This is a genomic window from Corynebacterium sp. NML180780 (assembly GCF_007786415.1).
Taxonomy (GTDB): Bacteria; Actinomycetota; Actinomycetes; order Mycobacteriales; family Mycobacteriaceae; genus Corynebacterium; species Corynebacterium gottingense.
The window spans coordinates 92,418-114,295 of the sequence record NZ_VNKN01000001.1 but is presented as its reverse complement, the minus strand read 5'-3'; the positions used below and the strand labels follow the sequence as shown (position 1 = coordinate 114,295).

Here is a 21,878-nt window from a genome sequence, read left to right as displayed (position 1 = left end):
CGAAGGGGGCTTAGCCACCAATGGCAAAACTTATCGCTTTTGAACAGGAGGCCCGCGAGGGCATCCAGCGCGGCGTGGACATCCTCGCCGACGCAGTCAAGGTCACCCTCGGCCCGCGCGGCCGCAACGTGGTCCTCTCCAAGTCCTGGGGCGGCCCGACCGTGACCAATGACGGCGTGACCATCGCGCGTGACATCGACCTCGAGGATCCGTTTGAGAACCTCGGCGCGCAGCTGGTCAAGTCCGTCGCCGTCAAGACCAACGACATCGCTGGTGACGGCACCACCACCGCGACCCTGCTCGCGCAGGCGCTCGTGTCCGAGGGGCTGCGCAACGTTGCCGCCGGCGCGAACCCGATCGAGCTGAACAAGGGCATCGCCGCCGCGGCGGAGAAGACCGTGGAGGAGCTGCGCGAGCGTGCGACGCCGGTCTCGGCATCCGCCGAGATCGCGAACGTGGCTACCGTGTCCTCTCGCGACCCGGAGGTCGGCGAGATGGTCGCCGGCGCGATGGACAAGGTGGGCAAGGACGGTGTGCTCACCGTCGAGGAGTCCCAGTCCATCGACTCCTACGTGGACCTCACCGAGGGCATCTCCTTTGACAAGGGCTTCCTGTCGCCGTACTTCATGACGGATCCGGACGCCGGCCAGGCCGTGCTCGAGGACGCGCGCGTCCTGCTGGTCCGCAACAAGATCTCGTCGCTGCCGGACTTCCTGCCGCTGCTGGAGCAGATCGCGGAGTCTTCCGTGCCGCTGCTGATTATCGCGGAGGACGTCGAGGGCGAGCCGCTGCAGGCCCTCGTGGTCAACACGATGCGCAAGACCCTGAAGGTCGCCGCCGTCAAGGCGCCGTACTTCGGCGAGCGCCGCAAGGCGTTCATGGACGACCTGGCCGTGGTCACCCAGGCCACCGTCATTGATCCGGAGGTCGGCGTCAACCTCAAGGACGCCACCCTCGACCAGCTCGGCCGCGCACGCCGCGTCACCGTGACCAAAGACGACACAGTGCTTGTCGACGGCGCGGGGACGGCCGAGGCCATCGAGGAGCGTCGCAACCAGATCCGTCGCGAGATCGAGTCCACCGATTCCACCTGGGATCGGGAGAAGGCAGAGGAGCGCCTGGCCAAGCTGTCCGGCGGCGTCGCTGTCATCCGCGTCGGCGCCGCCACCGAGACCGAGGTCAACGAGCGCAAGCTGCGCGTCGAGGACGCCATCAACGCCGCGCGCGCCGCGGTGCAGGAGGGCGTGATCGCCGGCGGCGGTTCCGCGCTCGTGCAGATTGCAAAGGAGCTCGAGTCCTACGCCGAGCAGTTCGCGGGCGAGCAGAAGGTCGGCGTGCTGGCCGTGGCCCGCGCGCTGCGCAAGCCGGCGTACTGGATTGCTGACAACGCGGGCCTGGACGGCTCCGTCGTTGTCTCCAAGATCGCCGAGATGAACAACGACGAGGGCTTCAACGCCGCCACGCTCGAGTACGGCAACCTCGTCGAGCAGGGCATCATTGACCCGGTGAAGGTGACCCACTCTGCAGTGGTCAACGCCACCTCCATCGCCCGTATGGTGCTCACCACGGAGGCGTCCGTGGTGACCAAGCCGGCCGAGGAGGACGAGGCCGCAGGTGCCGCTGGTCACGCAGGCCACGCGCACTAGCGGTAGACTCACCGCGCGCCGGTTGGACCGGCAAAATGCCCCGGGACTTAAAGTCCCGGGGCATTTTGCGTGGGCGCTACTTTGCGGAGGCCGCAGCAGGCACCTTTACGCTGCTGCCGTGCCCGCCGCGCAGGATCACCTGGCGCTCGGACTCGCTCATGCCGCCCCAGATGCCGTACGGCTCAGCGACGCGGAGCGCGTGCTCGCGGCACTGCTCGAGGACGGGGCAGGTGTAGCAGATCGCCTTCGCGCGGTTCTCGCGCTGTGCGCGTGCGCGTCCGCGCTCTCCATCCGGGTGGTAGAACACCTCGGAAGCTTCGCCACGGCATGCGCTGTGGAGCTGCCAATCCCAGAAGTCTGCGTTCGGTCCGGGAAGCTGATGCGGCAGGGACATTATCGTAGAGGCTCCTTGTAGAGAATGTGCTGAAGAGAAAGCGTGTGAAGTTGTGCCGGCGGGCCGCGCGGGGCGTCACCGATTTCGAAGTGTCCACCGCCTTGGTAAACGATAGGTTTCCCATGGGTGTCCCACAGCTGTATTCGCGCAAGCAACGCCGAAAAAATGCACTGTGAGCAGGGTGGATGATAAAGGTAAAGCGCTGGTGAACTTTAAGGGAACCTTGGAAGAGGTGCGGAAAATGCCGGGGAGGTGGCGTCGATAAGCGCTTTGTGGGTGTGCGTGCCTCTTGGACCGCAGTGCAACACTATGGTCTGCTACCTATTACACTTCCTACGGTTACTTAAAACGGTGGACATTAAGCCGGCGAGCGAGCAAGGAGCGACATGACGACTCCCCACGACGAGGACGAGCTGCAGCGGCTTGTCCCCCTCGCCGCCGACGGGGACAAGCGGGCGCTGCAGCGCGTGCTAGCTATCGTGCACCCGATGGTGCTGCGCTACACCCGCGCACGCATTGGCGGGCACCGCATGCCCACGGCGGAGGACGTCGCGCAGGAGATCTGCCTCGCGGTGGCCACCTCGATCCACCGCTACGTGGACCAGGGCAAGCCGTTTATGGCGTTCGTGTACGGCATCGCGTTTAACAAGGTCGCTGACGCGCACCGCGCGCTCTCGCGCGACAAGCTCACCCCCACCGAAGAGGTGCCGGATGAGGAGTTTCACGGCCTGACTCCGGAGGAGTTTGCGCTGGTGGGGGACGGGAGTAACAGAGCGCGCGCGTTGCTCGATGTACTCAATGGCAAGGCGCGCGACATCGTCATCCTGAGGGTGTTCGTCGGCCTTTCCGCAGAGGAGACGGCGCAGGCTGTGGGCTCGACCGCGGGTGCGGTGCGAGTTGCCCAGTACCGTGCGCTGGCGACGCTGCGTAAAAAACTGGAGGAAGGGGAGTTGCACAATGACTCGGCGCGATGATGAGGCCACCGAGGAGTTCGCCGCGGTAGCCGACGTAGACGCTTGGCTTGATGCGATCGCCGCAGGCGAGGACCCCTCCGGCGGCGAGGATGAGCTCGCGGCACTCTTCCTGGACTTGAAGGGCGAGGTGGATCGTCCCGCGTCGGAGCCGCTGCTTATCGACGCCACGTCGACCCCCTCCGATGACCCCGACGCCTCCGACGCCTCCGACGAGACCGGTACAGCAGGTTCCGTCATCCCGTTCCGCAGCGCGTCCCGGAAGCCGCGCCGGTCGCGCCGTGGTGTGAGCCCGTGGGTCTCCGGCCTGGTCGGCGCTGCCGCGGCGACCGCCGTTGTCACCGGCAGCGGGGCGGCGCTCTACAACGCAACCCCTGGTTCGCCCCTCTGGGGCCCGGCGACCGCAGTCTTTGGTGACCGCACCGCGGCCGTCGAGCTGGCCGCCACGCTCGACGAGCTCGAGGCGGCCAACGACTCCGGCGACAAGGACGCGGCGTCCGCGCTGTTCGAGCAGGCCAGGGCGCTGCTTGCATCCATGGAGCCGCGGGCAAATCAGGGCCGGGACGGCGAAGAGGGCCGGGCCCCGATCACCACGATGCGTACCAAGGTCTCCACGGTGACGGTCACCCCGCCGCCTGCTGAGCCGCCGGCTTCCGCTCCGGAGCCGCAGACCGTGACGGAAACGGTGGTGCCCTCAGCCAGCCCGCAGCCGACCCTGGAGCAGCCGGCGTCCAGCGCTGCCGCCCGGCCGAGCGCTCAGCCGTCCAGCCAGGCCGGCCAGTCCAGTGCCGTTCGCCCGAACCCACTACCTCAACCGAGCGCGGCTGCGCCAAGCCAGGGCGCAGAGTCCGGGAACAAGGAAAGCGCTGCGGACGGGGCGGTCGCGCCGTCGCAGGTGGATCAGGGTGCAGCCGGGGAAAGCGAGGGTGCCGGGGCGGTGGAGGACCACAGCGACGCGCTTGGTCAGGCGCAGAACTACTAGGAAGCGCCGGGCCCGAAGTTAGCGGGCCTCCAGGCCGTCGAGGAACCCCATGGCGTAGTCCCAGGTAACGTAGGCGTCGTAATCAATCTCCGCGCTCGGCTCGTGCACCGGCGGGAGCTGGTTGCGCAGGGTAGCCAGCATGTTGTGTTCCATGATGGCCCAGTCGTAGTAGTGCCATTGCTCGCAGTCGTCGCACATGAAGTAGATGCCGCGGATGCCGCGGGGCTGCAGGCGGCGGATGCAGTCGCGAACGCACTGCAGGTCGCGCAGCACGTCGGCACGCTCCTGCGGGGAGAGGGGTTCCGGGAGCGCGTCATCCTCAATAAACGACGCCGGATCGTTCGGGTCATCCGCGAACGGGTCCTTGGGCATCATGTCATCAAAGTTCACACCACCAACCCTATGTGCTTTGCGGGCCCGTGCCAATTCCCCCGCCTTACGTGAAACGGCGCTGACGATATATCATGACGGAAAGTAAACGGTGTGACCCGCGCGGGAGAGGAGACGCAGCAATATGGCAAATGAACGAGTTCTCACAGGTGGCGACGACCCGAACAAGGTGGCGCTGCGGGGCCTGACTTTCGACGATGTGCTGCTCCTGCCGGCCGAGTCCCACATCGTGCCCGCCGAGGTGTCCACGACGTCCAAGTTCAGCCGCAACATTACCCTCGGCATGCCGATTGCGTCGGCAGCGATGGACACCGTCACCGAGTCGCGCATGGCCATCGCCATGGCCCGCCAGGGGGGCATTGGCGTGCTGCACCGCAACTTGAGTGCGCAGGACCAGGCGGAAAATGTCGACGTGGTCAAGCGCTCTGAGTCTGGCATGGTGACCAACCCGGTCACCGCGCGCCCGGACATGACCGTGAACGACGTGGACGCGCTGTGCGCCCGGTTCCGGATCTCCGGGCTGCCGGTCGTGGACGAGGACGAGCGCCTCGTGGGCATCATTACCAACCGCGACATGCGGTTCGAGCGCGACTACGAGCGCAAGGTCGCCGAAATTATGACGCCGATGCCGCTGGTCGTTGCAGAAGAGGGCGTGACCAAGGAGAAGGCGCTCGAGCTGCTTTCCGCAAACAAGGTGGAGAAGCTGCCGATCGTGTCCAAGGACGGCAAGCTGGTCGGCCTGATCACCGTGAAGGACTTTGTGAAGACGGAGCAGTACCCGAACGCGTCCAAGGACGCCAACGGTCGCCTGCTCGTCGCCGCCGGCATCGGCACCGGTGAGGACTCCTACGACCGCGCCGGTCTGCTGGCCGAGGCCGGCGTCGACGCCCTCGTGGTCGACTCTGCCCATGCGCACAACAACCGCGTGCTGGAGATGGTCGCGCGCGTGCAGAAGGACTTCGGCGACCGCCTCGACGTCATCGGCGGCAACCTGGCCACCCGCTCCGCGGCGCAGGCGATGATCGACGCCGGTGCGGACGCCATCAAGGTGGGCATCGGCCCGGGCTCGATCTGCACCACCCGCGTTGTCGCCGGCGTCGGCGCGCCGCAGATTACTGCGATCATGGAGGCCTCCGTGCCGGCGCACAAGGCGGGCGTGCCGATCATTGCAGACGGCGGCATGCAGTTCTCCGGCGATGTGGCCAAGGCCCTGGCCGCCGGCGCATCGACCGTCATGCTCGGCTCCATGCTCGCCGGTACCGCCGAGGCCCCGGGCGAGATCGTCGTGGTGGGCGGCAAGCAGTACAAGCGCTACCGCGGCATGGGTTCCATGGGCGCCATGCAGGGCCGCGGTCTGACGGGGGAGAAGCGTTCCTTCTCCAAGGACCGCTACTTCCAGGCCGATGTGACCAGCGAGGACAAGCTGGTGCCGGAGGGCGTTGAGGGGCGCGTGCCGTTCCGCGGCGAGCTAGACTCCATCACCCACCAGATCGTCGGCGGCCTGCGCGCAGCGATGGGGTACACCGGCTCCGCCTCGATCGAGGAGCTGCAGACCAAGCAGTTCGTCCAGATCACCACGGCTGGCCTGCGCGAATCCCACCCGCACGACATCACCCAGACCGTCGAGGCACCGAACTACCGCCACTAGGATCGAGTTGTAACAACACCATGCACGAATACGTGGAAATTGGCAGCGGCCGCGAGGCGCGCAAGGCCTACGACCTCCGCGATCTGTCCCTGGTCCCGGCGCGCCGCACGCGCTCGTCCAAGGACGTCGACACCACCTGGCATATCGACGCTTACACGTTCGACCTGCCACTGTGCTCGCACCCGACGGACGCGCTGGCCAGCCCAGAGTTTGTCATTGAGATGGGCAAGCAGGGCGGCCTGGGCATCCTCAACGCGGAGGGCCTGCTGGGCCGTCACGCGTCGTTCGCGGACTCCGTGGCCAAGGTCGTCGGCGCGGCGAGCACCGACTGGAACGAAATGGAGACCATGCTGCAGTCCCAGTCGCGCGGCACCGCCGTGCTGCAGGAGCTGCACCAGGCGAAGTTGGACATGGACCTGTTTGCGGAGCACATGGCGCGCGTGCGCGACTCGGGCGCGACCGTCGCGGTGCGCGTGAGCCCGCAGAACGCGCGCGAGCTGGCGCCGCACCTGATCAAGGCGGGCGCAGAGATCCTGTTTATCCAGGGCACCATCATCTCCGCCGAGCACGTGCAGCAGGGCGGCGAGCCGCTCAACCTGAAGGAGTTCATCGGCTCCCTCGACGTCCCGGTGATCGCCGGCGGCGTCTTTGATTACAGCACCGCGATGCACCTCATGCGCTCGGGCGCGGCCGGCGTGATCGTCGGCTCCGGCCAGTCGAACCAGAACATGGCGCTGGACGTCCCGCTGGCCACCGCGATCGCCGACGTGGCCGCGGCGCGCCGCGACTACCTGGATGAGACTGGTGGCCGCTACGTCCACGTCCTCGCTGACGCGGACGTGCGCACCTCTGGCCAGATTGCCGTTGCGCTCGCGCTGGGCGCGGACGCGGTCATGGTGGGCGAGCCGCTCGCTCGCGCCGCGGAGGCCTCCGGCGAGGGCATGTACTGGGAGTCTGTGCTGGGGCACCCGCGCTTCCCGCGTGGTGAGATGCGTCGGGTGGTTGCTGCCGAGGAGCGCCAGCCGCTGGAGATTGTGCTGCACGGACCGTCGCACGACCCGTACGGCACCATGAACCTGGTGGGTGGCCTGCGCAGGATCATGGCGAAGTGCGGTTACACGGACACCAAGTCGTTCCAGAAGGTGAATCTGACCGTCCGAAATTAATCGGATATTGCGCAGAAATACCTGATAGATTGAGACCCACTATGGCCTACGACGTGATTCTGGACCGGGATGTGACGGACGGCCCGCAGCACCTGGTCGAGGTGGATGACATCTTCTTCTCGGTCACGGATGCCAAGGGCATCATGACCGACGTGAACGAGGTGTTCATCTACTACGCCCAGTACCCGCTGGAAGAGATGATCGGCAAGCCGCACAACCTCATCCGCCAGGACGAGATGCCGGGCGGCGCGTTCAAGGCCATGTGGGACTGGATCCAGGTCGGCAAGCCGTTCGCCGCCTACGTGCGTAACTTGGCCAAGAGCGGTTCGGCGTACGACGTCTTGGCCACAGTCACCCCGCTGCCGGGGGACCGTTACCTGTCGGTGCGCACCCGGCCGATGACGCACTACTTCCAGGACGCCGCGAAGGTGTACCAGGAGGCGAACGTCGTTGAGCACAAGGCGAAGGCCGAGGGGGTCGGACGACGGAAGCGGGCCGAGCTCGGGTGGGAGCGGATCTGCGAGCTCATCCCGGACTACGACGCGTTCATGGCGGAGATCCTGCCCGCCGAGGTCGCCGCGCGCGAGGAGGCCGGCTTTGTCCTCCCCGAGGGCGAAGGTGAGGTGTACGAGGCCACCGCGGCGCTGTACGCGGAGCTGGAGAGTTTCATGGGCATCCAGACTTCCATCAAGCAGTCGGCCGAGGAGCTCTCGCGCGCCTGCCAGACCCTGTTGGAGGAAAACGCCGTGACCAACCGGGTCAAAGGCGAGATGGAAAACGTGGTGGCGGAGGGCGCCACCCGCACGCTGTTGCTCGCACCGCTGCAGGTGTGGGCCACCATGCGTGGGATTATTGATGAAAACGCGCAATCGCTCGCCGAGGTCGCCGAGGAACTCCAGGACCGCGCGGCGAAGGCCCGCACTGCGATCGCCCTGGCCCGCCTGCACGCCGCGCAGACGGCGACGTTCTCCGCGGAGGAGGACCGGATTGAGTCGATGCAGATGCTCTATGACGCCATGGAGGTCGCCCTCCGCGACATGGACAACGCGGTGTTCCTGCACTCCTCGCTGGCCAACCGCGTAGAGCTGAAGGTGAACTCCATCTCCGAGCTGACCAAGATGCCGCTGGAGATGATCCGCCGCTGGTCCCAGTCCACCGCGCAGCAGCCAGTGGGCCAGAACATCGACCCGCTGGTCGCGCAGGTGGAGCAGGCCATTCAGGCTGCCGACGCCTCCATCGCCCAGCTGCAGCTCTCCTCCAAGGACCTCGGCGAGGACCCCTCGGTCGACGGGGTGCACGACGCGCTTGAGCGCCTTCGCCGGGCCGTCTACTAGGCGTGCGCACGCACGGGCGCGCCGCTTCCTATGGAATTTTGCGCCAACGCCTACTAGTTTTTATGGAAGGCTCATGCGCCCTTACTTTGGCGCGTGTCGTGCTCTAGTCCGGCGGAAAGTTTGGGAGAACTGAAATGCGTGGACGGATTGTTCGTTCTGCAGTAGCACTTGTCACCACCACCGTGACTGCCGTCGCGTTGTGCGCGCCGCCAGCGTCATCAGCCCCTGCGGCCTCCAACGTGTCCAACTCGGCTGAGGCACCGCTTGGCGACGCCGGCGCGAGCGATTACCCCCTGTTCACCTTCTACCGGCCCGAGTTTGGCAACTGGCTGTACGTCCTGCGCGACCAGGTCGAGCGCGGCGACGCGTTCAACCCGCCGGTGTACGCGCACTTCATCCCCGAATACGAGCGGGTGACGCCGCCGCAGCCGCTGACCTACACCAAGCTCGACGGCCCGGAGTGGTTGGAGGTGGACTCCAACACCGGGCAAATCCGCATCACCAACGACATCTCCGCGTACCTCCGCATGACCAACAAGCTGACCACGCCGGAGCAGGTGGCGTCGCTGAGCGTGAAGGTGACCTACCCGGACGGTCACGACTGGACGCAGCACCTGACCGTGGTGTTGTTTAACAACGAGGAGAGCTACGAGGCGTACAACAACCCGGCCACGGTGGAGGAGCCGCGGTTTGCGCGCCGCCCGATCCCGCTGACCCCGGGAGAGACGCTCACGCTGACCCGGAAGGACATTTCGTGGAAGGACCCGCAAGTACAGTGCGGGGAGAAGCCGGGCGAGGAGCTGGTGCGGTGCAAGGAGCGCGAGACGCCGGGGTTCTGGCCGGACGGGATCTGGGACGCCGACCTGGTGGTGGAGCCGCAGCCGCAGGAAGAAAACCCTGGCAATCCGCTCCTTGATCCCCAGTACGTCAACGTCGAGGTGGTCAACGACGCGAACGGCCAGTTCCAGGAGCTGCGCATCCACGCGGAGAAGAAGCTGGAGGAGCTGACCAACCAGGGCTACGCGGGTGGGGCATTGCCGGTCCGCTTCCGCTGGAAGGCCCGCGACGGCGAGTCCTTCACCACGTTCAACGACAGCACGATGGAAGAGGCGTGGGACACCGTCCCGCTCTACGTCTTCTTTGGCAACCTGTCCGACAAGGACAACTACGTCCCCCGGGCGGTCGCACCGATCACCACCGTGACGGGGCAGGAGGGAAGCGCCGCGCTCCCGGAGTTTGATTCCGCCGGCATCGCGGGCGACCCGGAGCAGCCGGTGAACCCCACGTTCACCGTGGTTGGCAAGGACGCCGAGTGGGTATCCGTGGAGGATGGCCGCATCGTGGCGCGCCCGACCGCGCCCGAGCATGTGGGTAAGCACAAGGTCCAGATGCGGGTGGACTTCCAGGACGGGTCGCACTCCCGCTTCGGTGTCGACGTGACCGTGACCCCGCTGGCCGCCCAGTACGAGCCGCGCTGGGAGGACGCCACGCTGGAGCGCGGAACGACCACGGTGCGCGTCCCGCTCGCCGGCACGCTGCCGGGCGAGGACGCCACGACTTCGGTCGCGGCCGACACCGACGGGTTCGCCGCCACCGCCAACGCGGACGGCTCCATCGACGTCACCGCGCCCGCCGACGCCAAGGTCGGCACGACCGCGACGCTCACGGCGACAACGAAGTACTCCGACACTACGGAGGGCAAGCCCGACACGGTTGACACCGACACCTTCACCGTCACCGTCGTCGCACCCCCGGGGGATAACGTCGCTGACCTGGGCGATGCCCCTTACCCGCCGCAGCGGATCGCCCGCGACGAGGAGCGTAAGGTCGCCGCCCCCGCGGGCGAAAACATCGCGTTCGCGCCGGTCACGGAGGCTGACTCGGGCGCGCCGGGCTACACCGGGCCGACGCCGACGTGGGCGCAGGTAGACGCCGACGGCACGATCACGCTGCGCCCGGACGCGAAGGTCCCGTCGGGCCTGGTGCGGGTGCCGGTGCGCGCGGAGGATGGCAGCGGCAACGTCCGCATCATCGAGGTCCCCGTCACGGTCGGCGCGAACCGCTCCGAGGTTGCCTACCCCACGCGGACCGAGGCGCAGGTGGGCGAGCCGGTGACCATCGCGCCGCTCGAGGGCGTGCGCGAGGGGTTGGAGTTTGCGGTTGTTGGGGGTGAGGGGAGCGTCGATAAGCAAGGCACCATTTCGTACACCCCGAAGCTTTCGCAGGCCGGCGAGCGGACGCTGCGCGTGCGCGTGACCGACCACAGCGGCGCGACTCGCGACATCGAGGTCCCGGTGACGGTGCGCACGGTCAGCGACCGCACCGCGCCGACCTGGGCCGATGCCAGCGCGCCGCAGGGCGAGCCGATCGCGGTCGCCAATTCGGGCGACTCGGTGGAAGGTGCGGTGGTCGAGGCATCGCTTATCGACGCCACATCTTGGTCCGCCTCCGCCAACGGCGACTCCGTCACCGTGCACCCCGGCGCGGGCGCGAAGGCGGGGGACCGCGCGACGCTGCGCATCACCGCCACCTACGGCGACGGCAGCAGCGACACGCAGGACGTGACCGTGCGGGTGACCGACGCGCGCGCCTACCCCGAGGGGACGGTCGTGGCGCCCGCGGGGGAGACAACCCGGTCTGAGGCCCCGGGCGGGTTCGGCGATTCGGCCACGTTCGCCCTGGCAGAAGGCTCGCCGCACGGCAACTGGGTGGCGATCGACCCAGCCACCGGCGCCGCGACGCTCACGCCCGCCGCGCGGAAGCGCGACGCCGAGTTCGTCGTGGCCGGGTCCTACGACATCCCTGTGTTGGCCACGCTGCCCGGGGGCGAGCGCGTTGAGCTGACCCTACCGGTAGCGGTGACCTCGCTGGCCGCGAACCTGCACCCGAAGTGGCGCGACGTCGCCGGCGACGCCGGGGCGCAGTTGTCGTCCGCGAACGTCGGCGACGCGCTGCCGGAGGGCACCGTCGTCGCCGCGACCGGCCCAGGCGGCTGGGACGTCGCGCTCACGGACGGCGAGGGCACCGTGACGCTGCGCCCGCCCGCCGGTGCGAAGGTCGGGGACGCCACCCCGGTGCGCGTTGCGCTGACCTACCCGGACGGCAGCACGCAGGACGCGGCGTTTACCGCGAAGGTGGCGCGCGGCGGCCAGTCGACCACGGCGACCCCTCAGACGACGCGGGCGACTGCGACGACGCAGGCGGCTGCGACAACGCAGGCGAGCGCGACGACGCAGGCGAGCGCGACGACCTTGACCGCAGAGCCAACAGCGACTGCGCAGCCTTCCGGGCCGGCGCAGACTGCAAAGCCGGTTCGGCCGACGGTCACGACGCCCGCTGTGCCGACAACCGCGACAACTGAGGCGTCGTCAACGACAACGACCTCTGTCACGTCTCACACGACAACCTCTGTGCCCACCACGGCGCCAACCACCACCCCGCCGCGGGACGGGGTGCAGGGCAAGCCGGGCTCGTCGAGTAGTGGGTCTACGGGGAGTGGGGTCGGCGGGTCGTCGACAAGCATGCTCCTCGCGCTGGCGGCCAGCCCGCTGCTGCTGCTCGTCCCGATTGCGCTGGCACAGCAGGTACAGGTGCCGGGGCTGACACCGGCGCTTGATGAGCTCGACGCGCAGCTGCGCGCGCTGCCACCCGAGGTCACCGGTGCGCTGGATGCTGCGCTGGAGGGTTCAGGCTTCCATCTCGGCGGAGCCGCTGCCGCTGGCGGAGTGGTGCTGACCAGCATCGTTGCGCTTGGCGTTGCGGTTGCGGCGGGTCAGGCGCAGGGGCAGGGAGGATCGTCGGCCCCGCAGTAGGCCGCGGTAGACAGGGCCAATTGGGCGCGCGTGGTGCCGTGGCGGGGCCGTGGGCTAGACTCTGTGCCGTGACTACTCCGCAAAATCGCCCCGTCCTTGTCGTCGACTTCGGCGCCCAGTACGCGCAGCTCATCGCCCGCCGCGTGCGCGAGGCTCGCATTTACTCCGAGGTCGTCCCGTCCACCATCTCCGCCGCTGAGGTGCGCGAGAAGAACCCGGCCGCGCTGGTGCTCTCCGGCGGCCCGTCGTCGGTGTACGCCGAGGGTGCCCCGCAGCTGGACCCGGAGATCTTCGAGCTGGACCTGCCCATCTTTGGCATCTGCTACGGCTTCCAGATCATGACCCAGACGCTCGGCGGCAAGGTCGCCGAAACCGGTGCGCGTGAGTACGGCCGCACCAATATGCTTGTCGACGGCGGCGTGCTCCACGCCGACACCCCGAACGAGCACCCGGTGTGGATGTCGCACGGCGACTCCGTCACCGAGGCGCCGGAGGGCTTCACCGTCACCGCGTCCACCCCGGGTGCACCGGTGGCCGCCTTCGAGTGCGTGGACAAGAAGCTCGCCGGCGTGCAGTACCACCCCGAGGTCATGCACTCCCCGCACGGCCAGGAGGTGCTCACCCGCTTCCTCACCGAGGTCGCCGGCCTGGAGCAGAACTGGACTGCCTCCAACATTGCGGAGCAGCTGATCGAGCAGGTGCGCGAGCAGGTCGGCGACGGCCGCGCCATCTGCGCACTGTCCGGTGGCGTGGACTCCGCCGTGGCCGCCGCGCTGGTGCAGCGCGCCATCGGCGACCGCCTCACCTGCGTGTTCGTGGACCACGGCCTGCTGCGCCAGGGCGAGCGCGAGCAGGTGGAAAACGACTTCGTCGCCGCCACCGGCGCGAAGCTGGTCACCGTGGACGAGCGCGAGGCCTTCCTGGGCAAGCTCGCCGGCGTGACTGAGCCGGAGGCGAAGCGCAAGGCGATCGGCGCGGAGTTCATCCGCTCCTTCGAGCGCGCCGTCGCCGGAATCCTGGCGGATTCCGGCGAGGATGAAAGCGTTGACTTCCTCGTCCAGGGCACCCTGTACCCGGACGTGGTGGAGTCCGGCGGCGGCACCGGCACCGCCAACATCAAGAGCCACCACAACGTCGGCGGCCTGCCGGACGACGTGGAGTTCACCCTCGTCGAGCCGCTGCGACTCCTGTTCAAAGATGAGGTCCGCGCCGTCGGCCGCGAGCTTGGCCTGCCCGAGGAAATCGTGAACCGCCAGCCGTTCCCCGGCCCCGGCCTGGGCATCCGCATCATCGGCGAGGTCACCCAGGACCGCCTGGAAACCCTGCGCGCCGCCGACGCCATCGCGCGCGAGGAGCTGACCAAGGCTGGACTGGACGAGCAGATCTGGCAGTGCCCGGTCGTGCTGCTTGCAGAGGTCCGCTCGGTCGGCGTCCAGGGCGATCACCGCACTTACGGCCACCCGATCGTGCTGCGTCCGGTCGCCTCCGAAGACGCGATGACCGCGGACTGGGTCCGCGTGCCGTACGAGACGCTCGAGGCGATTTCCACCCGCATCACCAACGAGGTCGCAGAGGTCAACCGCGTTGTGCTGGACGTGACGTCCAAGCCGCCGGGGACCATCGAGTGGGAGTAGGCTTCCACACAGACGAACACGCCGCCTGCCTTGCATGTATTGCAGGGAGGCGGCGTGTTTGCATGGGGCCGGGCGCGTTACTGCTCGCGGACGGTGACGTTGCCGATGTTGGTGGTGGCGTTGATACGCAGCGTTTTGCCCGGTGCATCGGGGTTGACGGTATCGGTGGGGCAGTCGGTCGAGCCGAGGTTGGTCGAGCAGTGCACCTCGACCGGCACGTCCTTCGGCAGCACGACATCCACGTTGCCGATGTTGGTGTGCAGCGTGGCGGTGCGCTCCTGATCGAGGGACGGGAGGTCGCGATAGTCCACGTTCACGTCGCCCATGGTCTCGGAGACGTCGTTGACCTCGTTTTCCGTCGTGGTGGTGATATTGGAACCGCCGAACATGTTGCCCGCGTTACCGCTCTCGACGACGGCGGAGATCACTCCCAGGACGAGCACACCGACCACGACGGCGATGGCGATCCACCAGCTGCGCTTGGAGCCCTTCGGGGGCGTGTTGTCGTCGGAGGCTTCGGCCTCGCTGTTCGGATCCGGCAGGTGCCACAGCTCCGGTGCAGCACCGAGCGGGTCCCACGACGGCGGGGTGGCGGGGTGCGGGAAGTCCGGCGGGGTGGTCAGGTTCGCCGTGGCGGATTGCGCGTAGGGGTTCTCGGGGGATTCGGCCGCGTCCGCGCGCCACGCGGTGGATCCGGACGCGTCCGCGTGACCGGGGGTGGTGTAGGGACCGGACGGGTGGGCGTCGTGAAGCGTGCGCCCCTGCTGCGGCACGAGGAGCCCAGCGGGTGGCTCTGGGGCGCGCTGGTAGAGCAGGTACCAGCCCAGGCCGAAGAGTGCGAACGTGATGGCGGCGCTGTAGATGGTGGTGCCGTCGCTGGCGTAGGACAGGGACGGGAAGAAGATGACCATGCCGAGGATGAGCCAGATCGCCAGGGTGCGTTCCTTTTTGCCCGTCTTCGACTCGCGCGCGATGTTGCCTCGGCCGGTGGCGAGCGCGGACCAGGGGCTGAACGGGACGCCGAAGCGGCCCATATTGATCCAGCACAGAAAGTAGAGGAACAGGCCGCCGCCGAAGCAGAGGGTGAGGACGACGAAGGCGATGCGGATGATCACGGGGTCGATGTTGTAGCGTGCGCCGAAGCCTTCGGCCACACCGGCGAGGACCGCGTTGCCGCCCTGGTCCTTCGGGATGCGGGGCGGGCGGGTCTCCCACATCTTGGTGAAGGTCTGTGTCGTTTCCATACCTTCATTATCGCCGTTCAGAGGTGGTGCGACCATCCGGAATTCCCCTGAACTTTGCGCGCGGCGGGGTGCGCGGAAAAGTCAGGGTTGTCCCCGATCCGCGCTGCAGGTGCGGGTGGAAGAATTGAGAGCATGGCCAAATCTCCCCCGTACGCAGCGCAGCCCCCCGCACTGTATTCGCGCTTCACCCGGAGCCGCCGCAACCTCATGGTGGCAGGCATCGCCTCGGGCCTGGCGCGGTATCTCGGGGTGGACGAGCGCTGGGTGCGCCTGTTCTTCATCGTCGGCGCATTCGTCGGCGGCGCTGGCGCGTTGGCCTACGCCGCGCTGTGGATGACCACGCCGCTGGAGCCGAAGACCACCGACGCTGAGCCGGCGGTGACGCCGGAGATCGTGGGACATCAAAGCTGGACGCGGGTGGTCAACCTCGTGCTGGTGGCGGTGGCGGTCGCGGGCGCGCTCGTCTCGCTGAAGGTGTCGAGCGGCTTCGGCAGCTCGGTGGTGCTCGTCCTCGGCCTGTTTACCGTGGGCGCGGTGCTGGCGCTGCAGGCCTACGACAGGGAGATGGGGACGACGGCGAACGTGATCGCCTTGTCGGTGGGTGCGCTGCTGGTGATGGGCGGGGTGTTTGCAATCGCGATGCTGGGCGAGCGCGCAGGCATCACCGGGGTGGTGGTGTCGGTCCTGGTCACGGTGTGCGGCGTGGCGGTGCTGGTCATCCCGCTGCTGATGCGCCTGACCGCTTCGCTGCTCGCGGAGCGCGAGGCGAAGGCAGTAGCGGATCAGCGCGCGGAGATCGCCGCCCGGCTGCACGATTCGGTGCTGCAGACCCTCGCCCTGATTCAAAAGCAGGCCGAGCACCCCGAGGAGGTCGCCCGCCTTGCGCGCGGCCAGGAGCGCGAGCTTCGCGCCTGGCTTTTCGACGCCCCCGAGCACCCCTCGACGACGCCCGCCTCACTCTTCCAGGCGCTCAACCTGGCGGCCGGGGAGGTCGAGGACGCCTTCGGCGTGGTGATCCGACCCGTCACGGTGGGCGAGGACCCGGCGCTCACGGAGGGCAACGAGCCGGTGGCGCTGGCCGCGCGCGAGGCGATGGTGAACGCCGCGAAGCACAGCGGCGCCGAAGCGATCGACGTCTACGCCGAAAACCTCGCCGGCCAGCTCGCCGTGTTCGTGCGCGACCGCGGCGCGGGCTTCGACCAGGGCTCGATCCCGGAGGACCGCCACGGGGTGCGCGACTCCATCGTTGGACGCATGGAGCGCGCCGGCGGGACGGCCCGGATCACGTCGACGCCGGGGGAGGGGACGGAAGTGGAGCTGACGCTGTAGGCACCGTTAGCCTTATGGGTATGGTTCGCGTCTTTCTAGTTGATGATCACTCCGTGTTCCGCGCCGGCGTTCGCGCCGAGCTGGCGGAAAAGGTCGAGATTGTCGGCGAAGCCGGCACCGTCGCCGAGGCGATCGAGCGCATCCGCGCGAGCAACCCGGACGTCGTGCTCCTCGACGTGCACATGCCGGACGGCGGCGGGCTGGCGGTGTTGCGCGCGGTGCAAAAGACGCAGCAGGGGGAGCAGGCCGCGAAGTTCCTCTGTCTGAGCGTGTCCGACGCCGCCGAGGACGTCATCGCGCTCATCCGCGCAGGTGCGCGCGGCTACGTGACGAAGAACATCGACGGCGCGGAGCTCGCCGAGGCGATCGCCCGAGTTGACGGCGGCGATGCGTACTTCTCGCCGCGCCTGGCCGGCTTCGTCCTCGACGCCTTCGCTTCGGGCGGGGTGGTCGAGGATCCGGCAGGCGAGCCGGTCAAGGTGGAGGACCCTGCGGTGGACGCGCTGACCCGCCGCGAGCTGGAGGTGCTGCGCCTGCTCGCCCGCGGCTACACCTACAAGGAGATTGGCAAGCAGCTGTTCATCTCGGTGAAGACGGTGGAGACGCATGCGTCGAATATCTTGCGCAAGACGCAGACCTCCAACCGCCACCAGCTCACCCGCTGGGCTGCGGACCGGGACTTGGACTAGCTAGGCGTAGGCGAGCCGCCGCGACCCGTCAACGTGCGGGTAGAGCAGCCACGCGAGCGCGAAGAGTCCCACGAACACGAGCAGCGCACCCCATGCCGGCCACTGCACGAGAGGGGCCAGCATGAGCAGCAACCACCACAGCATCAACGGCACGAGCATGCTTATCGACGCCACCGTGCCCACCTGCTGCTGCGCCGCAAATTCGCGCATTGCGCGCCGGTAGGGGTGCGCAAGCGTCACGCCGAGCGCCACCGCGATGCAGGCAAGCGCGACGCCTGCCCGGACCGCGATTGGCGCCGACGACGCCATGATGGCCACCGACCCGGCCACCCCCGCGGACCCCGCGGCGCGCACGGCGAGCGGGGTGGGGATCGGGGTGACGTGGGAGCGGATGTCGCTGGGGAACATGGGCAGTACTGTAGCAGGGGTAGGTGGGGTGGCGGAGGGTGTGGCGTCGAGAAGCGTGGCTCGCTATATTCGCAAACCCGTGCGACCTCGACGGTTGCTCATGTTCGGGGTGGGATGCATACTATGTGGCGTGAACAGAACGTCCATTCGAGCGCTCAGTGGGGTGCGAAACGGCGCAGGTCAGGGTGCGGAAAGCGTCCCTGACGTGGATCGGCATGCCCAGATTGCGCAGCTCCGCGCCCGGATGGCGGAGATGGGCGGGCAGGCCGCGCCGAACGTTGCGGTGGGCGAGGATGTGCTGCCTGTGGGCGGCGGTTTTTCGCAGGTGTTGCCGAATGGCGGGCTGCCGCGCCACGCTGTCACGCAGGTGAGTGAGACGCCCGCGCTGGTAGTCGAGCTGCTCGACCGTGTTGCCGGGGCGGGAGGCAGCGCGGGTGTGATCGGGTGGCCGGAGCTCTCGTACGCGGGCGTGGCGGCCAGTGCGCTCGAGCGGGTGATCGCGGTGCCGGAGCCGGGGATCGAGGACCTCGCGGTGGCGGGCGTGCTCGCGGAGGGGCTCGACCTGGTGGTGCTGCGCACCCGGACGGCGCTCCAGCTGAGCCCGGTGCGCGCGAGGCCGCTGCTCGCGCGACTGCGCAAGGGCAACGCGGCGCTGGTGGCGGTGAACGTGTCGGTGCCTTCGCCCGCGCTGCGGGTCACCGGGCAGATCGCGCAGTTCCACGGCATCGGTCGGGGTACGGGGCGCATCCGGGGGATCGACGTGCGCGTGCGCGCCGAGGCGAAGGGGTGGCCGGGCGCGACGGTAACGCTCACGCTCGGCGCAGGTGCTGCGAGCGCTGCGGGCGCTGCGGGTGCCGGGAATGCTGCCTCCGGCCGCCGCCTGAAGGCGGTGCCTTAAATGCGGGTGGCGGCGCTGTGGTTCCCCGACTGGCCCGTGCAGGCCGCCACCCTAGACGCGGCCGATACGCTGCAAGAACCGATTGCCATTGCCGCGCAGCACCGGATCAAGGTGTGCTCGCAGGCCGCGCGCCGGGCGGGCGTGCGCCGCGGCATGCGGGTGCGCAACGCCCAGGCGCTCGCGCCGGAGCTCACGGTGGTAGACGACAACCCGGACCGCGACGGGCGCATGTTCGCCTCGCTCGCCGGCGGGCTCGACGACGTCGCCGCCTCCGTCGAGGTCCTGCGCCCCGGCCTGATTGTGGCGGACCTGCAGGCGGCGGCCCGCTTCCACGGAAGCGAGGACACGGCCCTGGAAATGATGCTGGACGCCGCCCAACGCAGCGGCATTGAAGCCTTCGTGGGCGCCGCCGACGAGCTGGCCACCGCGGTGATTGCCACGCGCACCTCCCAACTCGTCGCCCCGGGCGCGTCCGCGCAATTCCTCGCGCAGCAGCCACTGAACACCCTGGTCGCGGAGGTGGCGCTCGGCGCGGACATCCCGACCGTCAACGCGCTCGGCCAGCTGGGCATCACCACGCTGGGCCAGCTCGCGCAACTGCCGCCGCAGGCAGTAACCACCCGCTTCGGGGCCGGCGGGATGCGCATCCACCGCATCGCGAGCGCCGCACCGGACCGCCGCGTCGCCCCCGAACTCCCGGCCGCGGACCTGGCGGTCGGGCTGACCCCGGAGGACCCGATCGAGCGCGTCGACGCCGCCGCGTTCGCCGCCCGCGCGCTGGCCGCCACGCTGCACGAGCGGCTCGCCGAGCGCGGCGCGAGCTGCCTGCGCCTGAAAGTGATTGCGGAGCTGGCCACCGGCGAGCGCGTCGAGCGCGTCTGGCGCACCCGCGAAGCACTCACCGAGTCCGCCACCGCGGACCGGGTGCGCTGGCAGCTCGACGGTTGGCTCACCGGCGGCGGCGCCGGCGCGATCACCTCCCTCATCCTGGAGCCACTCGAGCTGGCCGCGCCCGAGGCGCGCGAGCTCTTCGGCGGCGGGGCGGCACAGACGCGCGGCGAGGCGCGCCGCGTGATCGAGCGCGTGCAGTCCCAGCTGGGCATCGACGCAGTGGTCCAGCCGCGCGCCGTCGGCGGCCGCGGCGTGGCCGAGCGCATCGCCTTTTCCCCCTTCGGCGAGCAGCCTCCCGCCACGGCCGCGCGTCCCTGGCCGGGCGCGATCCCCGCGCCGCTGCCTGCGCGCCTCGGCGGCGGCATCGACCACCCGGCCTCGCGCATCATGCTTATCGACGCCCACGCGCACCCCATCACCGTCACCGCCGAAGCCCTCCTGTCCTCGGACCCCTACGCGCTGGCCTGGGGCGAGCACAAGTACCTGGTCACGGGGTGGGCCGGCCCCTGGCCCGTGGACGAAGGCTGGTGGGGTGCGGCCGGGCAGCGCGTGGCGCGACTCCAGGTCGTCGGTGAGAAGCCGGAGGCGGGCAGCGTCGAGGAAGCGTGGCTGCTGGTGTGGACCCGGCGCAGCTGGCGCGTCGAAGCGGTGTATTGAGGCCGTGTATTAGGGCACCCTAAAGGTTGTAGGGTAGAGGGCATGAGTGAGGAAACGTTGACCAGTACCCCGGCCGCGTCCTGTTCCGACGTCCAGGTCGAGTCGCTTCCCGGCACGGCGAAGCCGGGTTCGACGTACGTGCTCTTCGAGTGGCCGCACGCCTGGACCCACGACGTGCTCGACGGCGGCACGCTCGGGGCAGAGTTCACCGAGAAGCTCAAAGCGCACCTCGCCGAGTACGACGCCTCCCTGCTCCTCATCCGCCACCCCACGCGCGAGGGCCGCCAGATCGACGACCACCACGTCTACCTCGTCTTCGCCGAAGAGGAGGTCACCGAGGTCATGCACGTCGACGGCCCCGAGGCGCTTCTGGAGCTGGACCTTTCCGGCCCGGGCAAGAACGCGGGTGCCGTCAGCCGCACGAAACCGCTACTACTGGTGTGCACGCACGCCAAGCGCGACCGCTGCTGCGCGGTGAAGGGCCGCAGCATGATCAACAAGCTGGTGCAGAAGTATCCGTTCGGTAAGGGCAACGACGTGGTGTGGGAGACCTCGCACATCAAGGGCCACCGCTTCGCGCCGACGATGCTGCTCATGCCTTGGGCCTACAGCTTCGGCCGGATGACGCTCGAGGCCACCGACGCCATGCTGGAGGCCGCGCTGCGCGGCGAGTACTTCGTCCCCGGCAATCGGGGGCGCGGCACGCTGAGCGCCCCGGCGCAGGCCGCCGAAGTTGCGGTCGCGGCCGAACTGGCGCGTGCCGGCGAGCAGGTGCGCTACGGCGACCTGGAAGTCACCGACGTTGCGGTGACGGATGATGGGGGATACGTGCGCGTCGATAAGCACGGGGCGTCCTACACCGTGGAGCTGACGCGCAAGGAGATTTCGGGGGTCGTGCCGTCGTGCGGCAAGCCCGCGAAGGACGGCGAGAGCTGGGTGCCTACCGCGGTGACAGCGCGTCCGCCACGCGCGTAATCACGTGGTCGGTGGCCGCGCGGACATCGGCCGGGGAGTGGGCGAAGCTGTAGGAATGGTCCGCGATGGCGTGCATGGACATGTCGTTCCATGAGTCGCCGAAGGTGAAAAGCTCCACGTCAGAGCGGTCAATGTGCAGGCGGTCAAGGAGCTCGAGGATACCCGCGCCCTTCGTGCGGCCCGGCGCCATGATGTCCACGTACTGCTGGTTTTGCGCGACGGTGTAGTCCCCGGCAAGCGACTCGCCCCAGGCCACGACCTCGCGGCGCAGCGCCTCATCCGTGGGCACCCAGATCGGCACCACCGCGAACTGATGCTCCGGGATGTCCGCGCGGGTCATGGGGGTGAAGTGCTCGGTGAAGTGGCTCACCCCGCCGGTGTTGTCAGCGAAGACGCCGTCGACGGGGCCGATCGTCGTGCCGTAGATGGCCAGGCCGGCGCGATCGCCGAAGGCGTCCAGCGCGGCGAGGAGCACGTCCGGGTCGATGGTGTAGCCGAAGATGAGCTCGCGGTTATCGCCGGTGGCGGCGGACGCGCCGTTCGACAACACCTGGTAGTCGAAGGCGAGCGTGCTGCCGCGCATGCCGTAGGCGAGGGCGGAGCGGGAGCGGCCAGTGGCGGAAATGGCCAGGTGGCCGGCGTCGCGCCACGCCCTGATCGCGGCGAGGTCGGCGGGGCTGAACCCGTTGGGCTCGGCGGGGTGGTGGAGGGTGCCGTCGAAGTCAAAGGCCGCGATCTTCATACGACTAAGTCTACGGCGGGCACCAAGAGGTCATGTGCTTGCGACGGCAGCTTCGCGTCCGCGCCCAT

Annotated in this window: 18 protein-coding genes; 13 read left to right on the top strand and 5 right to left on the bottom strand. The window is 68.7% G+C overall.

The window, feature by feature from the left end; translation table 11 throughout:
• The first annotated feature begins 20 nt into the window (after positions 1 to 20).
• Positions 21 to 1,646: a chaperonin GroEL gene (groL, locus tag FPP74_RS00540; RefSeq protein WP_144716786.1), complete on the top strand. Its 1,626-nt coding sequence runs from the start codon at positions 21 to 23 to the stop codon at positions 1,644 to 1,646.
• A 76-nt stretch (positions 1,647 to 1,722) separates the two neighbouring features.
• Here the strand turns inward: groL and FPP74_RS00535 are convergent, their stop codons facing one another.
• Positions 1,723 to 2,040 (bottom strand): WhiB family transcriptional regulator, encoded by a 318-nt coding sequence (locus FPP74_RS00535; protein ID WP_095546773.1) that lies wholly within the window; start codon positions 2,038 to 2,040, stop codon positions 1,723 to 1,725.
• A gap of 386 nt (positions 2,041 to 2,426) precedes the next feature.
• On the opposite strand from FPP74_RS00535, the gene FPP74_RS00530 reads away from it, so the two are divergent.
• Both FPP74_RS00530 and FPP74_RS00525 read left to right on the top strand, forming a co-directional pair.
• A complete protein-coding gene (locus FPP74_RS00530) occupies positions 2,427 to 3,014 on the top strand; it encodes a sigma-70 family RNA polymerase sigma factor (protein ID WP_095555556.1) in 588 nt (195 codons plus the stop codon).
• Positions 2,998 to 3,993 (top strand): hypothetical protein, encoded by a 996-nt coding sequence (locus tag FPP74_RS00525; protein WP_144716785.1) that lies wholly within the window; start codon positions 2,998 to 3,000, stop codon positions 3,991 to 3,993. Before FPP74_RS00530 ends, FPP74_RS00525 begins: the two co-directional genes overlap by 17 nt.
• A gap of 18 nt (positions 3,994 to 4,011) precedes the next feature.
• Here FPP74_RS00525 and FPP74_RS00520 read toward each other — a convergent pair whose 3' ends face one another.
• Positions 4,012 to 4,383, bottom strand: coding sequence for a DUF5319 domain-containing protein (locus tag FPP74_RS00520; protein ID WP_186439349.1), 372 nt, complete (start codon positions 4,381 to 4,383; stop codon positions 4,012 to 4,014).
• A gap of 124 nt (positions 4,384 to 4,507) precedes the next feature.
• On the opposite strand from FPP74_RS00520, the gene guaB reads away from it, so the two are divergent.
• The 5 genes from guaB (at position 4,508) to guaA (ending at position 13,977) form a co-directional block, all read left to right on the top strand.
• Positions 4,508 to 6,031, top strand: coding sequence for an IMP dehydrogenase (gene guaB / locus FPP74_RS00515; protein WP_095277789.1), 1,524 nt, complete (start codon positions 4,508 to 4,510; stop codon positions 6,029 to 6,031).
• Positions 6,032 to 6,051: 20 nt separating this feature from the next.
• Positions 6,052 to 7,197 carry a GuaB3 family IMP dehydrogenase-related protein gene (locus FPP74_RS00510; protein WP_144716784.1) on the top strand — a complete coding sequence of 382 codons (1,146 nt, stop codon included), beginning with the start codon at positions 6,052 to 6,054 and terminating at the stop codon, positions 7,195 to 7,197.
• A gap of 41 nt (positions 7,198 to 7,238) precedes the next feature.
• On the top strand, positions 7,239 to 8,531 hold the full coding sequence (locus tag FPP74_RS00505) for a PAS domain-containing protein (RefSeq protein ID WP_144716783.1): 1,293 nt from the start codon (positions 7,239 to 7,241) through the stop codon (positions 8,529 to 8,531).
• Positions 8,532 to 8,665: 134 nt separating this feature from the next.
• Entirely contained in the window at positions 8,666 to 12,343 is a 3,678-nt protein-coding gene (locus tag FPP74_RS00500; protein ID WP_144716782.1) for a Rib/alpha-like domain-containing protein, read from the top strand.
• 68 nt (positions 12,344 to 12,411) lie between these two features.
• On the top strand, positions 12,412 to 13,977 hold the full coding sequence (gene guaA / locus FPP74_RS00495) for a glutamine-hydrolyzing GMP synthase (RefSeq protein ID WP_370511779.1): 1,566 nt from the start codon (positions 12,412 to 12,414) through the stop codon (positions 13,975 to 13,977).
• Positions 13,978 to 14,054: 77 nt separating this feature from the next.
• Here guaA and FPP74_RS00490 read toward each other — a convergent pair whose 3' ends face one another.
• On the bottom strand, positions 14,055 to 15,221 hold the full coding sequence (locus FPP74_RS00490; RefSeq protein ID WP_186439348.1) for a PspC domain-containing protein: 1,167 nt from the start codon (positions 15,219 to 15,221) through the stop codon (positions 14,055 to 14,057).
• Between the two features lie 132 nt (positions 15,222 to 15,353).
• Here FPP74_RS00490 and FPP74_RS00485 point away from each other — a divergent pair, with 132 nt between their 5' ends.
• Both FPP74_RS00485 and FPP74_RS00480 read left to right on the top strand, forming a co-directional pair.
• On the top strand, positions 15,354 to 16,550 hold the full coding sequence (locus FPP74_RS00485) for an ATP-binding protein (RefSeq protein ID WP_144716780.1): 1,197 nt from the start codon (positions 15,354 to 15,356) through the stop codon (positions 16,548 to 16,550).
• Positions 16,551 to 16,570: 20 nt separating this feature from the next.
• Entirely contained in the window at positions 16,571 to 17,239 is a 669-nt protein-coding gene (locus tag FPP74_RS00480; protein WP_144716779.1) for a response regulator transcription factor, read from the top strand.
• Here FPP74_RS00480 and FPP74_RS00475 read toward each other — a convergent pair whose 3' ends face one another.
• Entirely contained in the window at positions 17,240 to 17,647 is a 408-nt protein-coding gene (locus FPP74_RS00475) for a hypothetical protein (RefSeq protein ID WP_144716778.1), read from the bottom strand.
• A gap of 130 nt (positions 17,648 to 17,777) precedes the next feature.
• On the opposite strand from FPP74_RS00475, the gene FPP74_RS00470 reads away from it, so the two are divergent.
• Genes FPP74_RS00470 through FPP74_RS00460 form a run of 3 tightly spaced genes read left to right on the top strand, consistent with a single transcriptional unit; the run spans position 17,778 to position 21,068 of the window.
• A complete protein-coding gene (locus FPP74_RS00470) occupies positions 17,778 to 18,545 on the top strand; it encodes a hypothetical protein (RefSeq protein WP_186439347.1) in 768 nt (255 codons plus the stop codon).
• Entirely contained in the window at positions 18,546 to 20,093 is a 1,548-nt protein-coding gene (locus tag FPP74_RS00465; RefSeq protein ID WP_144716777.1) for a DNA polymerase Y family protein, read from the top strand. It begins immediately after the preceding gene.
• A 42-nt stretch (positions 20,094 to 20,135) separates the two neighbouring features.
• A complete protein-coding gene (locus FPP74_RS00460) occupies positions 20,136 to 21,068 on the top strand; it encodes a sucrase ferredoxin (RefSeq protein WP_144716776.1) in 933 nt (310 codons plus the stop codon).
• Here the strand turns inward: FPP74_RS00460 and FPP74_RS00455 are convergent.
• The gene (locus tag FPP74_RS00455) at positions 21,034 to 21,810 is read right to left on the bottom strand and encodes an HAD family hydrolase (protein ID WP_144716775.1); all 777 of its coding nucleotides are present in this window, start codon (positions 21,808 to 21,810) and stop codon (positions 21,034 to 21,036) included. The genes FPP74_RS00460 and FPP74_RS00455 overlap by 35 nt on opposite strands.
• Between the last annotated feature and the right edge of the window lie 68 nt (positions 21,811 to 21,878).